The 15,533-nt window shown below is 34.6% G+C and carries 12 protein-coding genes; 6 read left to right on the top strand and 6 right to left on the bottom strand.

Going from position 1 to position 15,533, the window contains the following annotated elements:
* The first annotated feature begins 168 nt into the window (after positions 1 to 168).
* Positions 169 to 735, top strand: a complete 567-nt coding sequence (locus tag OIU83_RS22385) for a phage tail protein (protein WP_264208498.1) — start codon at positions 169 to 171, stop codon at positions 733 to 735.
* Between the two features lie 25 nt (positions 736 to 760).
* Here the strand turns inward: OIU83_RS22385 and OIU83_RS22380 are convergent, their stop codons facing one another.
* Complete coding sequence (locus OIU83_RS22380) at positions 761 to 1,792, bottom strand: SAM-dependent methyltransferase (RefSeq protein WP_264208497.1); 1,032 nt, start codon at positions 1,790 to 1,792, stop codon at positions 761 to 763.
* A gap of 96 nt (positions 1,793 to 1,888) precedes the next feature.
* On the opposite strand from OIU83_RS22380, the gene OIU83_RS22375 reads away from it, so the two are divergent.
* Positions 1,889 to 5,500 (top strand): T9SS type A sorting domain-containing protein, encoded by a 3,612-nt coding sequence (locus OIU83_RS22375; protein ID WP_264208496.1) that lies wholly within the window; start codon positions 1,889 to 1,891, stop codon positions 5,498 to 5,500.
* A 99-nt stretch (positions 5,501 to 5,599) separates the two neighbouring features.
* Entirely contained in the window at positions 5,600 to 6,121 is a 522-nt protein-coding gene (locus OIU83_RS22370; protein WP_264208495.1) for a hypothetical protein, read from the top strand.
* Positions 6,122 to 6,192: 71 nt separating this feature from the next.
* Here OIU83_RS22370 and dnaB read toward each other — a convergent pair whose 3' ends face one another.
* The 5 genes from dnaB to tgt form a co-directional block, all read right to left on the bottom strand.
* Positions 6,193 to 7,737: a replicative DNA helicase gene (gene dnaB, locus OIU83_RS22365; protein WP_264208494.1), complete on the bottom strand. Its 1,545-nt coding sequence runs from the start codon at positions 7,735 to 7,737 to the stop codon at positions 6,193 to 6,195.
* Positions 7,738 to 7,877: 140 nt separating this feature from the next.
* Complete coding sequence (locus OIU83_RS22360; RefSeq protein ID WP_264208493.1) at positions 7,878 to 8,831, bottom strand: acetyl-CoA carboxylase carboxyltransferase subunit alpha; 954 nt, start codon at positions 8,829 to 8,831, stop codon at positions 7,878 to 7,880.
* Between the two features lie 116 nt (positions 8,832 to 8,947).
* The gene (locus OIU83_RS22355) at positions 8,948 to 9,835 is read right to left on the bottom strand and encodes a DMT family transporter (protein ID WP_264208492.1); all 888 of its coding nucleotides are present in this window, start codon (positions 9,833 to 9,835) and stop codon (positions 8,948 to 8,950) included.
* On the bottom strand, positions 9,822 to 10,910 hold the full coding sequence (locus OIU83_RS22350) for an LptF/LptG family permease (protein WP_264208491.1): 1,089 nt from the start codon (positions 10,908 to 10,910) through the stop codon (positions 9,822 to 9,824). The genes OIU83_RS22355 and OIU83_RS22350 overlap by 14 nt, the downstream gene beginning before the upstream one ends.
* Before the next feature lie 80 nt (positions 10,911 to 10,990).
* Positions 10,991 to 12,121 (bottom strand): tRNA guanosine(34) transglycosylase Tgt, encoded by a 1,131-nt coding sequence (gene tgt / locus OIU83_RS22345; RefSeq protein WP_264208490.1) that lies wholly within the window; start codon positions 12,119 to 12,121, stop codon positions 10,991 to 10,993.
* A gap of 227 nt (positions 12,122 to 12,348) precedes the next feature.
* Between tgt and OIU83_RS22340 the strand changes: the two genes are divergently transcribed.
* The 3 genes from OIU83_RS22340 (at position 12,349) to OIU83_RS22330 (ending at position 15,258) form a co-directional block, all read left to right on the top strand.
* Complete coding sequence (locus OIU83_RS22340) at positions 12,349 to 13,209, top strand: polysaccharide deacetylase family protein (protein WP_264208489.1); 861 nt, start codon at positions 12,349 to 12,351, stop codon at positions 13,207 to 13,209.
* A 173-nt stretch (positions 13,210 to 13,382) separates the two neighbouring features.
* Positions 13,383 to 14,231, top strand: coding sequence for a transketolase (locus tag OIU83_RS22335; protein WP_264208488.1), 849 nt, complete (start codon positions 13,383 to 13,385; stop codon positions 14,229 to 14,231).
* Positions 14,232 to 14,304: 73 nt separating this feature from the next.
* Positions 14,305 to 15,258, top strand: a complete 954-nt coding sequence (locus OIU83_RS22330; RefSeq protein ID WP_264208487.1) for a transketolase family protein — start codon at positions 14,305 to 14,307, stop codon at positions 15,256 to 15,258.
* Positions 15,259 to 15,533 lie beyond the last annotated feature (275 nt).

Here is a 15,533-nt window from a genome sequence, read left to right as displayed (position 1 = left end):
TTAAAGATCAAAAAACCTACACAATCTCCATCATACTTAAAGACTATTAACATTTCATTAAGTAGAATTTAAAAACAGGTATAAATACGTGTATCCATGATTTTATTATGATTTAATTTTATAAAGTTTAAAACATTAATTAACATTTAACTTAAATTTTCAATAATTATGGACGAATACATCGGAATAGTTAAGATATTCGCAGGGAACTTTGCTCCTGCAGGCTGGGCATTTTGTGATGGTTCCCTTTTATCAATAGCTCAAAATCAAGCATTATTTGCTATTATAGGGACTACTTATGGAGGAAACGGACAAAACACATTTGGATTGCCAGATCTTAGATCAAGAGTACCTCTAGGAGCTACAAATGCATCAGGACCAGGGCCAGGACTTAGCACTTATCCTTTAGGTCAACCAGTAGGAACCGAAAAAAACACCTTATTAATTACTAATTTACCCCCACATAGTCACACTGGGACAATGAGTGTAAGTAAATCAAATGGCTCACTAGAGATTCCTGTGGATGGTTCTAGCTTAGCTGCTTCTGGTACCCCATCAGGAAGAGGTTTTGCTCCTACAATGACATATAACTCAGTAACTCCAGACACAAAATTAAATGCTACTTCTGTAGTATTAAGTTCTACTGGAGGCGGAATACCTGTAAATAATATACAGCCTGTATTGGCTATAAATTATATTATATGCCTACAAGGTCTTTTCCCTTCAAGAAACTAATCATCATATCATTAAAAGGTAAAGTCTAGTTTTCTTTACCTTTTAATTTATATGACCATTCTGGATTTTTTTGAAAACTGTATGCTAATTTAATGTTACCAGGCATCTCAATATTAAACAATGATGCTATACAAAATGGATTTGTTATATAAGACTCTCCAACATTTAAAGTGAAATTATCAAAGATTTTAATTGTAGTAAAAATAGCAACATCAGGAAACAAATCAAAATCCTTTGGAATTTCATAGAAATCGCTTTCAATTGTATGATCAAAATTTACATCAGAGATAAAACTAAGTTCTTTATTTATTGTGAATAATCTCCCTCCATTTAAAAACTGGGGATAACGAGAATAATTAAAATTTTCAATAGTCAATTTTGAAGTACTCTTTAGATATGGTTCTTTAGAAAAAATAGTATAGCCAAAATCAATATTAATTTCTTCAGGAATTAATATTCCAGACGAAACCAACTGTGGAGCTAAGTTTTTAGTTATAGCAACCTGAGGCTCTCTAAGTAGGGCTTCAAACATAGTTTCTGAAATAAGCAAATGCATATCCCATGAATCAGGTTTTACATATTTTACAGCATCTGCCTGAATAGCTTGTACACTGAAGTTCTCCAAATTGATAATTGAAATCCAATTTTGAACTGACTCAATAGATGAACTATTAATATCGAGCAAAATAATATCTAAGTCATTTTCTTTAAATAACGTTAATAATGGCAGAAGTAAAGTAGCATGAGGTCCGCATCCGGCATACAAAATATTAATTTTTTGGTTTAAAAAACGGCTTTTAAGAACATTGATAGCCTTAAAAACTGATTTTATAAAACGAGAAGTACGCAAAGAATCATTTACGCATATAGCAGCATCAAAGGATGACAAAGCAATACCTCCTATAACAATGGATTCATTGGCTTTGTCTAGCGTCTCCACCTTTTGATTGTTTTTATCAAAAAATTCAGAAAGTAATTGTACCGAAAATATTTCGTCAGTGATTTTTTCTGAGTCTATAATCTGCTGAGTGATTTTTTTTAATTCTTCTTTATACATAATTACAAATTAGTAAACATTACACAAAGAAATAGAAAGCATTTTAAATTAATTCCATAAATCCAAAATATTATTTCACTTTTAAAAAATTGTATTATGAAAAAAAAATACTTAATTGCCCTTTTTACCTTGATACTATCGCAGTTCACATGGGCACAAACAACTGAGACTTTTGAAAGTCAAACTGTGGGATCCACATCATTCACCAGCAACTCACAAGTTTTCAATATCACATCTCAACTACAAGGAATCTTCAAAATTTCTTCATACCCAGGCACTGGGTGGAATGGTTCTACACCAGATAACCAGTATATAGACAATAGTGTCTCTGCTTTTGCGGGTAGCCCTATACAATTTACAATTTCAACAGCTGGTGCTGTACCATTTAGATTAAACAGCATGTATTTATACTTATCAAGTGCTGTTGGTTTAAATCTTAATGTATTAGGTACTTTGACAATAGTTGGTAAATTGGGCGGTGTTACTCAATTTACAGCAACATCGACTCCTGGATTCAATACTACGAGTCTCGCTATTAATAATGGTTTTACTTTCATAAACATGACCATTTTCGGAGGTGCTAATAACTCAAACATCCCTATTGATCAAATAGTTATAAGCACTACTGGTAGTTTTGAATACGCTGCTCTGGATGCATTTACCTGGTCGGTAGGTGCTCCTCCAACTGTGACTACTACTGCTGCTACAAATGTAGGAGCTACAAAAGCTACACTTGGTGGAAATGTCACATCTGATGGTGGCTCTACAGTAACCGAGAGAGGAATCGTTTGGGCGACTACAGCAAATCCAACTACAGCAAATACTAAAGTTAGTAATGGGACAGGAACTGGTAGTTTTTCAGCTTCTATAAGTTCACTACCTCCTGGATCAACAGTCCATTTTAGAGCATACGCTATTAATTCTGTGACTACAAGTTATGGAGCCGATTTAACCTTTACAACTAATGCCGCGCTAACGGCAACTACAAGCCAAAATAATGTAAGCTGTAATGCCGGATCAAATGGTGTTGCAAGTGTAACAACAACTGGAGGAGCTGGTTCGTATACTTATTCTTGGTCTCCTTCGGGCGGAACTGCTGCAACTGCATCTGGTCTTACTGCTGGAGCATATACTTGCACTATTACTGATAGTGAAACATTTATTACCAAATCCGTTACTATTACACAGCCAAGTGCAATTGCAATTACTCCTACTCAAGTTAATGTAAGTTGCAATGGTGGTTCTAACGCATCGGCAACTGCAACTGTAACTGGGGGAGCTGGTTCATATACTTATTCTTGGTCTCCTTCGGGCGGAACTGCTGCAACGGCATCTGGTCTTACTGCCGGAGCATATACTGTGACTGTGACTGATGCTAATAGTTGTACTAAACAACAATCCTATACTATTTCACAACCTAGTCCTATTGCAATTACACCTTCACAGACTAATGTAAGCTGTAATGGTGGGTCTAATGCATCAGCAACTGCAACTGTAACTGGGGGAGCTGGTTCATATACTTATTCTTGGTCTCCTTCTGGTGGAACCGCAGCAACTGCATCTGGTCTTACTGCTGGGGCATATACTGTGACGGTAACGGATGCTAATAATTGTACTAAACAACAATCCTACACTATTTCACAACCTAGTCCTATTGCAATTATACCTTCACAGACTAATGTAAGCTGTAATGGTGGGTCTAATGCGTCTGCAACTGTGACTGTAACTGGGGGAGCTGGTTCATATACTTATTCTTGGTCTCCTTCTGGTGGAACCGCTGCAACTGCATCTGGTCTTACTGCTGGAGCATATACTGTGACGGTAACGGATGCTAATAATTGTACTAAACAACAATCCTACACTATTTCACAACCTGGCACTATTATAATTACACCTTCACAGGTTAATGTAAGCTGTAATGGTGGGTCTAACGGATCGGCAACTGCAAGTGCAATTGGAGGAACAGGTGCATATACTTATTCTTGGTCTCCTTCTGGTGGTACTGCTGCAACTGCATCTGGTCTTACTCCAGGAATATATACTGTAACTGTAACTGATGCTAATGGATGTACCAGACCACAACTTTATATTATTTCACAACCTAGTGCTATTGCAACATCAGGTACACAAACTAATGTAAGCTGTAATGGAGGGGCTAACGCTTCTGCAACCGTATCTGCATCTGGAGGAACTGGTGCATATACTTATTCTTGGTCTCCTTCTGGTGGAACGGCTGCAACTGCAACTGGTCTAACTGCTGGAACATATACTGTGACGGTAACTGATGCAAATTCATGTTCTACGGCTCAAAACTTCACTATTACTGAGCCTTCTTCAATTACAACATCAGCAAATCAGATTAATGTAAGCTGTAATGGTGGAGCTGATGCTTCTGCAACTGTTACGGCATCTGGCGGAACTGGTTCATATACTTATTCTTGGTCTCCTTCGGGCGGAACGGCAGCAACTGCAACTGGTCTTACGGCAGGAGCATATACTGTAACTGTAACTGATGCTAATACATGTACTACAACTCAAAACTTCACTATTACTGAGCCTAATGTAATTGCAACATCAGGTACACAAACTAATGTAAGCTGTAATGGTGGGGCTAACGCTTCTGCAACTGTATCTGTATCAGGAGGAACTGGTTCATATACTTATTCTTGGTCTCCTTCTGGTGGAACAGCTGCAACTGCAACTGGTCTAACTGCCGGAGCATATACTGTGACAGTAACTGATACTAATACATGTACTACCTCTCAAAACTTTACTATTACTGAACCTTCAGCAATTACAACATCAGGTATTCAAACCAATGCAAGCTGTAATGGTGGAGCTAACGCTTCGGCAACTGTTACTGCATCTGGTGGAACTGGTGCATATACTTATTCTTGGTCGCCTTCTGGTGGAACGGCTGCAACTGCAACTGGTCTTACTGCCGGGGCATATACTGTAACGGTAACTGATGCTAATACATGTACTACAACTCAAAACTTCACTATTACTGAGCCTACAGCAATTACAACATCAGGTACACAAACTAATGTGAACTGTAATGGAGGTTCTGACGGATCGGCTACAGTAACTGCTAATGGTGGAGCTGGAGTATACACATACTCATGGTCTCCATCTGGAGGAACAGGTGCAACTGCATCTGGCCTTACTGCCGGAGCATATACTGTAACGGTAACTGATGCTAATACATGTACTACCACTCAAAACTTCACTATTACCCAACCTGTTGCATATACCCTAGCTATTACATTAGCCAATAATATTTTAACCTCTGGACAATCAGGTGCAACCTACCAATGGTTTCAATGTCCAAATACACCGATTGTTGGAGAAGTAGGTCAATCATTTACTCCATTAGCAAATGGATCTTATGGAGTTGCTATAACGTTAAATGGATGTACTGTTTCTACACCATGTATTGTTGTTAGCACATTAGCAACCCCTAGTTTTGAGGAAAAATCTAAATTTATGGTGTATCCAAATCCTAGTAAAGGTATTGTAAACATAAAATCTGATCATGACGGTGATTTAAATATTGTAAATCAATCTGGGCAAACTGTTAAAACAGTTAAAGTTTCAGCAGATATTAATAACTCAATTAATATTGAGAATCTAGCTGATGGCATTTATTTTATTTGTGAAATGAAAGGCAGTAAAATAACTACGCATAAATTAATTCTGAAAAAATAATTAAAATCTGGGGACGTTTAAAACGTCCCCAATTTTATTACTTGATTAATTTATGATTGAATTCTTACTGTATTACTGAACCACAAATATTAAAAAATTATGAAAAGAAGATTATTTGTAAAAAAAACAAGCCTATTAACTTCAGCCTTATTATTTTTATCAACTGAAGCTTTATTATCAACTCCTAAGCCAGATAACATTAATAATCTAGATTTAACCCCAATGCTTGGTACTAGCAAAAAAATTATAATAAAAGGTACAATATTAGATTCGATAACACATCTGCCTATAAATACAGATATGCATATAAAAACAAAAAGAAATAGATTTTTCTCAAAGAAACACTCGATTAATGCTTTAAATGGTTCTTATTCCATTTATTCAGGGTTTTCAAATTCCGAAAAAATATCCGAAAAACTATTAATTGAAATTAAAGTCGATGGATACAAGCCATACGAAGGGAATCTCTATTTAACTAGAAATGGATGCAGTGTTCATAGTGATCAATGGCAATACAACCCTGACTTCAAACCAGAATATTGTCCAGTTAATTATGAAGAATCCAATTTATTATTTTCAACCTTTAATTTTTATTTAGTAAAAAATCCAGGTTTTAATTGATCATTCAAAAATAAAAAAGAGGAAATTGTCAAACAATTTCCTCTTTTTTATTTCTATAATTTTAATACATATTAAAATGGTACGTCACTGTCATCGTCATCATCATTAAAATTACTACCAAAAGCTTCATTAGCAGAAGGTAGATTTTTAGTAATAAACGGATTATCCTCATGATTCATTTTAGATGGCAAATCGTCATAACTACCCGAAAAATCATCAAGGTTATCAAATTTCCCAAGGTGTCCTATAAATTTCAAACGAACGTTTTCGATACCACCATTACGGTGCTTGGCTATCATTATTTCAGCCTGACCAGTGGTTGGCGAAGCTTCATCATCATCCCATTCTTCAATTTTGTAATATTCTGGTCGGTATAAAAACGAAACAATATCAGCATCCTGCTCAATTGCTCCAGATTCACGAAGATCCGATAGCAACGGACGCTTACTTGATCCACGCGTTTCAACGGCACGCGATAACTGCGACAGTGCAATTACCGGAACGTTTAGCTCTTTTGCCAATGCCTTTAAGTTTCGGGAAATTGTAGAGATTTCCTGCTCACGATTTCCTCCTCCTTTATTATTTCCTCCAGCTGTCATCAATTGCAAATAATCAACAATGATAATTTTAATACCGTGCTGTGAAACCAAACGACGACATTTTGCTCTTAAATCAAAAATAGAAAGTGATGGTGTATCATCAATATACAAAGGAGCTTTTTCTAAGTTTTTCACTTTAGTACTCAACATCTCCCATTCATGAGGTTCTAATTTACCAGTACGTAATTTCTCTGACGATAATCCTGTTTCTGATGAAATTAACCTCGTAATCAACTGAACTGAGGCCATCTCCAAAGAAAACAATGCAACTGCATGTCCAAAATCAATAGCAATATTTCTAGCCATTGAAAGTACAAACGCGGTTTTTCCCATCGCAGGTCTAGCTGCAATAATAATCAAATCACTCGGTTGCCATCCAGAAGTCAGTTTATCTAAATTAGTAAAACCGGTTTCAACACCACTCAATCCTTCTTGTTTAGCGATTTCTTCAATACGCTTTTTAGCTTGAAGTACTAAACTTTGCGCAGTTTCGGAACTACGCTTAACATTTCCTTGTGTTACTTCATATAATTTTGATTCGGCTTGATCAAGTAAATCAAATACATCTGTTGTTTCATCATAAGAGGCTTCTATAATTTCCGAAGAAATTCGAATTAAACTACGTTGAATAAATTTTTGAAGTATAATACGCGAGTGAAATTCGATATGCGCAGAAGAAGCTACTTTTTGCGTAAGCTGAATTAAATAAAAATCCCCTCCGGCTAAATCTAATTTTGCATTCTTTTTTAATTGCGCCGAAACAGTCAATAAATCGATTGGTTGTGTTTCGGTAAAAAGCTGAACAATTGCCTCAAAAATATATTTATGTCCATCCTTATAAAAAGCATCAGGCTGCAAAATATCAATCACATCATCTACACCTTTTTTATCAATCATCATCGCACCAAGTACAGCCTCTTCTAACTCTAGTACCTGCGGGGGAAGTTTCCCTTTTTCTAAATGAATAATTGCGGTTTTATCGACCTTAATTGGGTTTAAATTTTTGAAGTTTTCCATATAGCGAATGTAACAAAATTTAGAAAGGAATAGCTATCTAGTTGTTACTAATAATTGTTTATAAGTTAGTGTATATTGTTTAAAACCAAAAAAAAATCCGAAACAATAAGGCTTCGGATTTTTCATAAATTTGTAAGAATTTATTCTTTATATTCGCCCATTTTACTGTATTTGTCCATTCTTTGGGCAATTAAATCGGCTGTTGATAAGTCTTTCAATTCATTATATCCTTTAGTGATATATTGTATTACTGTTGCAAAAGTAGTCTCTCTGTCATAATGAGCTCCACCTAATGGTTCTGGTATAACATCATCAACTAATTTTTGTCTTTTCATATCGGAAGAAGTCAATTTCAAAGCTTCAGCAGCTTTCTCCTTATATTCCCAACTTTTCCATAAAATAGAGGAACATGATTCTGGAGAAATTACCGAATACCAAGTATTCTCAAGCATATATACCTTGTCTCCTACTCCAATTCCTAAAGCTCCTCCCGAAGCACCTTCACCTACAATAATTGTAATGATTGGCACCTTCAAACGAACCATTTCAAAAATATTTCTAGCAATAGCTTCTCCTTGTCCTCTTTCTTCTGCTTCAAGTCCTGGATATGCTCCTGGAGTATCTACCAAAGTTAAAACTGGAATACCAAACTTCTCAGCCATTTTCATTAATCGCAATGCTTTACGATATCCTTCAGGATTAGCCATGCCAAAATTTCGGTATTGACGTGTTTTAGTATTGTATCCTTTTTGTTGACCAACGATCATATATGATTGTCCATCTATTTTTCCTAAACCACCGACCATTGCTTTGTCATCTTTAAAACCTCTGTCTCCATGAAGTTCCAAGAAAGTATCTCCGCACATTGCCTTAATATAGTCTAATGTATAAGGTCTGTTTGGATGTCTTGACAATTGTACACGTTGCCAAGCGGTTAAATTTTTATATATACTCCTTTTAGTTTCTTCTAATTTCTTATTAATTTGTTTGCACGTTGGCGTTACATCAACATCTGATTCTTTTCCAATGATAACACACTTTTCTAACTGCTCTTCTAATTCTTTGATAGGAAGTTCAAAATCTAAATATTCCATAGGATTTTTTGAATTTTTGTTTTTAAATCGAACCGCAAATATAAAAATATTATATTGTTTGGCGTGTTTATTTAGTATTAAAGTATAAAAAAATAAAGATAGAAATAGTTAAAAAATTATACTTTGTCATCTTTTTTATAGTGTTTAAAAACACCATTTAATATAACTGTAATTACAATTATAACTGCTCCAATATAAAACTCGGGACTCATTTTTTCTTTACCACCCAATATAAAATAAGCCAAAATAATCCCGTAAACAGGTTCAAGATTAGTAGTAAGCATTACAGTATAAGGAGTAAGTTTTCTCATAACTTTTACCGAAGCCGTAAATGCATAAGCTGTACATACCGAAGCCAAAAGCAACAGTAATAACCAATCATTTAGAGATAAAGTAAAAAAGTCGGCAGTAAATTTACCTTGAAATAAAAAGTAAATAGTAATAAAAAGTACCCCGGCTCCAAACTCATAAAAAGTAATAACCGATGGTTCGTGATCTGCTATTAATTTACCATTCATTAAAGTAAACAAAACCCCTAGAATAATAGAAGCCAAAGCATAATACATTCCATTTAAATACTTAATTTCAACCTGCATTATTAGAGCCAAACCTGCAATGATAATAAGTCCGAAAAAAACTTCATACCATAACACTTTTCTTCCAAAAAAAATAGGTTCCAATAAAGAAGCAAAAAAAGCTCCCAATGAAAATATAGAAAGTGTTATCGAAACATTAGAAACATGTATTGCCCTAAAAAAAAATATCCAATGCAAGGCAATTAGTAATCCAACAAAAATTAATTTAAAAAAAGCCTTTACAGGAACCCGAAATGATTCTTTTTTATAAATAATAAACGAAGCCAGAAAAACTCCAGCCAAAAGCATTCGATACCAAACTAGAGCTTCGGCATTTATAGTAATTAATGCGCCCAAAATGGCAGTAAACCCCCAAATAAAAACTATTAAATGAAGACTTATATAACTCTTTAATTTATCGTTTTGCATTACGTAATAAGTATACTGCTAGAATTCCGAAAGCAATATTCGGGAACCATACAGCTAATAAAGGTGAGAAAGTCGATTTTTCGGCTAATGTTCCGAATATTTTATCAAAGAATACAAAAGCAAAAGCAAGAGCAATTCCTATTGCAAGATTAGTTCCCATCCCACCACGTCTTTTCATCGAGGAAACGGCAACAGCAATAATTGTTAGTATAAATGCAGAAACAGGAACACTGATCTTTTTATATAAAACAACAAGATATACATTGATATCTCCAGAACCACGACTTTTTTCTTTTTCAATAAAATCGTACAACTTACCAATACTCAATGTTTCAGCAATATAAACAACAGGAGTTAAATCTTCTAAATCAAATTTAAATACTGCTTTTTTCTCTGGAGCCTTTTCAATTTTATCATCCAATTCTCCCAAAGTTCTTTTAGTATAATCATACATCGTATAAGTACTATCTTTCGGATTCCATTGAATGCGATTTGCAGTAATTTTGTAGACTAACTTATCTTTTTTAAACTTCTCTAATGTAAAATTAAAAGCCGTTTTAGAAACATCGTTAAAGCTATTTACATAAATAAATTCGTCATCATTTATTTCTCTGTACACATTCGTATTATTACCATGCATAGCTTCTTTCCCTCCTCCTTTAAGATAAGTATATCTAAAATTATTAAAGCCTTCACTAGCCGCTGGAACTATAAAAAATCCCATTAACAAAACAAAAACCGAAACAATTGATGCACCTATAATGTACGGCCTCAAAAAACGGGTAAACGATATTCCAGAACTCAAAATAGCAATAACCTCTGTATTATTTGCTAATTTAGATGTAAACCAAATCACCGATAGAAACAAAAATATTGGAAAAAGTGAATTTGCAAAATAAACGGTAAAATTATAGTAGTAAACAACAATATCCCAAAACGGAATCTTGTTCTCTAACATCTTATTAATTTTCTCCGATACATCAATTACAATCCCAATTGGAATAAATAGCAACAACATCACTGTAAAAGTGGCTAAATATCTTTTTAAGATGTATTTGTCTATTATTGTTAACATACAGCGTTTATTCGTTTATTTGTCAAATCGATTAATTGTAAGTTGCTTATCAAATAAAAACAACTTACAATTAAACATATTTACAATCTCTGACTCATATTCTTAACCATCATTTCTTTCCATGGCCTAAAATCTCCGGCTAAGATATGTTTTCTAGCCTCACGAACCAACCACATATAAAAACCAAGATTATGAATAGTAGCAATTTGTTTTCCTAAATATTCGTTAGCTGCAAACAAGTGACGTAAATAAGCCTTAGTATATTCCGTATCTACAAATGTGATTCCCATTTCATCGATTGGAGAAAAATCAGCTTCCCATTTTTTATTCTTAATATTAATAGAACCATTTGCAGTAAATAACATTCCATTTCTAGCGTTACGCGTTGGCATTACACAATCGAACATATCAATCCCCAAAGCAATATTCTCTAAAATATTAATTGGCGTACCAACTCCCATCAAATAACGAGGTTTATCTTCTGGCAAAATCTCACAAACCACTTCGGTCATAGCATACATTTCCTCAGCTGGTTCCCCAACCGATAATCCCCCGATAGCATTTCCTTGTTGCCCAGCATTAGCAATATACTCTGCCGACTGGCGACGTAAGTCTTTATAAGTACTTCCTTGGACTATTGGAAAAAATGTTTGTTCATACCCGTATTTAAAAGGTACTTTATCCAAATGATTAATACAACGATCCAACCAACGGTGCGTCATGTGCATAGAACGTTGCGCATAACGATAATCACAAGGATATGGTGTACATTCATCAAAAGCCATAATAATATCAGCTCCAATAGTACGCTGAATCTCCATTACATTCTCAGGAGTAAAGAAATGATAAGAACCATCAATATGAGACTTAAACTTTACACCTTCCTCTTTAATTTTTCTGTTGGCAGACAAAGAATACACTTGGTATCCTCCAGAATCTGTCAATATATTTCTGTCCCAATTCATAAACTTATGCAAACCACCAGCTTTTTCAAGAATTTCTGTTTGCGGACGTAAATACAAATGGTATGTATTTCCAAGAATAATATCCGGATTTATATCGTTTTTTAATTCCCTTTGATGAACACCTTTAACCGATGCTACAGTACCAACAGGCATAAAAATAGGAGTTTCAATAACTCCATGATCAGTAGTAATACTTCCCGCTCTAGCTTTAGATTGCGGATCTTTTTGTAATAAATCAAACTTCATATACACGTTTTTCAGTCGGCAAAGATAGTCTAATTTGAAAATTAGATAATTAGATAAACCAAAAAATTAAAGATGTTTTATGAATTAATTTGGGCATATCCCTTCGGGTCGAGCTATCCGCTATATCTTTTGCTCCATTTCATTACACAAAAGGATGTCGCTACTATCCCTTATGCAAAAAAAACCTCTAAATTTGAATATAAATTATTGAATATAAATCGAACCGAATGAATCTATCCCAGAAACTAGGGCACCCAGAAGACACTAAACTATTAATTATTCATGCCGATGATGCAGGATTATCCCATTCAGAAAACAGAGCTACAATTCAAGCACTACAAACCGGAATGATTAATTCTTACAGCATTATGGTACCATGTCCATGGTTTTATGAAATGGCAAGCTTTGCAATAGATAATCCGCAATTTGACAACGGAATCCACTTAACCCTTACCTGCGAGTGGGAGAATTACAAATTTGGATCTGTATCACCAATTACCGAAGTTCCATCATTAGTAGACAAAAATGGGTATTTTCATAAAAATAGAACCGAATTCATAAACCATGCAAATGCAGCTCAGGTAGAGAAAGAACTACGTGCCCAAATCGAAAAAGGATTACATTTTGGGTTAAAACCAACCCATCTCGATTCCCACATGTGCAGTGTTGGTGTATCTCCAGAGTTTTTAGAAATATATAAAAGACTAGGAAAAGAATATAACCTACCCGTTTTTATCAACAAACAGTTTGTAGAATCGATAAGTTTATCAAGCGAACAATACAACTACAAAAACACTCTTCTAGCCGACAATCTCCATATTGGTGATTTTTCAGACTTCGAAAAAGGTGAACTTAAAAAATCTTATGAGAAAGCTTTAGATAGTATAAAACCAGGTTTTAACGTTTTCTTACTTCATCCCGCATTCAATGATAACGAAATGCAAGGCATCACAAAGAATCATCCTAATTTTGGTTCAGAGTGGAGACAAATAGACTTTGATTATTTTACAAGTAATGAATGCAAACAAAAACTAAAAGAAAACAACATACAATTAATCACATGGAGAGAAATTCAGAATATCAGATAATATACCGATTTAGAATATCAAACTAGCATATCTTTAAGCCTCTGAGTCTTTGTTAATCTACGCTTTACTATTTCAAAAAACTCAGAAACTTAAATCACATATTTCCTTTAAAATCATTTGTCTTACGGCAAAATAAAAATTACTTTTGCAACAGTTTAACTTTTACACATAAAATGAAGCCTAACACACAACAATTAAGCGATTTAACTATCCAAGTAAGAAGAGATATTCTTCGAATGGTACATGCTGTCAACTCAGGCCACCCAGGTGGTTCTCTAGGTTGTACTGAATTTTTGGTGTCTTTATACCAAAACATTATGGACCGCAAAGAAGGTTTTGATATGGACGGAATCGGAGAAGACCTTTTCTTCCTTTCAAATGGTCATATTTCTCCAGTATTTTATAGCGTACTAGCAAGAAGCGGTTATTTTCCAGTTTCAGAATTAGCAACTTTTAGATTGCTTAACTCTCGTTTACAAGGACACCCTACAACTCACGAAGGATTGCCAGGAGTTCGTATTGCTTCAGGTTCATTAGGACAAGGATTATCTGTAGGAATTGGAGCTGCACAAGCTAAAAAACTAAACAAAGACAATCATATTGTATACACATTACATGGTGATGGAGAATTACAAGAAGGACAAAACTGGGAAGCAATCATGTATGCTTCTGCTAAAAAAGTAGACAACCTAATCTCAACTATCGACCTTAACGGAAAACAAATTGACGGAACTACTGACGAAGTTTTAGCAATGGGAAGCATTCGTGCTAAATTTGAAGCTTTTGATTGGGATGTTATAGATATCAAAGAAGGAAACAATATCAATGCTATATTAGCCGGTATGGCCGATGCTAAATCAAGAACTGGAAAAGGAAAACCAGTTTGCGTTTTACTACATACAGAAATGGGTAACGGCGTAGATTTTATGATGCATACACATGCTTGGCATGGTAAAGCACCAAACAACGACCAATTAGCTAATGCATTAGCTCAAAACATTTCAACTTTAGCAGATTATTAAAAAAGCATTATACTTTTCATAATAAGCTTTATGCCTATTATCTACAAAGTATACTACTTATAGCAACAAAAAAATGAAAAAATATACAAATACAGGAAGTAAAGATACTCGTTCAGGTTTCGGAGCGGGAATGACTGAATTAGGTCAGAAAAACGAAAATGTTGTTGCATTATGCGCTGATTTAATTGGATCATTAAAATTTGATGATTTCAAAAAAAATCACCCAGAGCGTTTTTTCCAAATAGGAATTGCTGAAGCAAACATGATCGGAATTGCAGCAGGTTTAACAATTGGAGGTAAAATTCCTTTTACAGGAACTTTCGCTAACTTTTCTACAGGAAGAGTTTACGATCAAATCCGTCAATCTGTGGCTTACTCAGATAAAAACGTAAAAATTTGCGCCTCTCACGCAGGATTAACACTTGGAGAAGATGGAGCAACACACCAAATATTAGAAGATATTGGTTTAATGAAAATGTTACCAGGAATGACAGTAATCAACACTTGCGATTACAATCAAACCAAAGCTGCAACACTTGCATTAGCAGACCACCACGGACCAGCTTATTTACGTTTCGGACGTCCAGTTGTACCTAACTTTACGCCAGCAGACGAGCCTTTCGTAATCGGAAAAGCAATTTTACTAAACGAAGGTACAGATGTAACTATTGTAGCTACAGGACATTTAGTTTGGGAAGCACTTATTGCTGCAGAAGCATTAGAAGCAAAAGGAATCTCTGCCGAAGTAATCAATATCCATACTATCAAGCCACTTGACGAAGAAGCGATATTGAAATCTTTAGCAAAAACAAAATGTGTTGTTACTGCCGAAGAGCACAATATCCTTGGAGGTCTTGGAGAAAGTATTTCCAGAGTATTAGCATTAAACAATCCAGCTCCACAAGAGTTTGTAGCAGTTAATGATAGTTTTGGAGAATCTGGCACACCAGAACAATTAATGGAAAAATACAAGCTAAACAACCAAGCAATTGTTGAAGCTGTAGAAAGAGTTATCAAAAGAAAATAATTCTTTTATATAAAATCATAAACCTGTTCAATCGAGCAGGTTTTTTTATGCTTATATATGAAATAAGATTTTATTAGACGATGACTACACCTAATCAAATATCTCAATTACTTATTTTAAGGCATCAGGTTTAATAATTTCAGTAAAATAACAAGTATAAAGATTAATAAAAAATTATTACTTGTAGACCTTAATATATATCCTATGCAAGATGCTAGTAAAAAGATTATCTAAAAGATTGCTTTTCGTAGCGTTTCCCAAGCCAGTGTGAAGTA

It is taken from the genome of Flavobacterium shii, assembly GCF_025847235.1.
Classification (GTDB): domain Bacteria; phylum Bacteroidota; class Bacteroidia; order Flavobacteriales; family Flavobacteriaceae; genus Flavobacterium; species Flavobacterium shii.
This window is presented reverse-complemented; position numbering and strand designations above follow the sequence as displayed.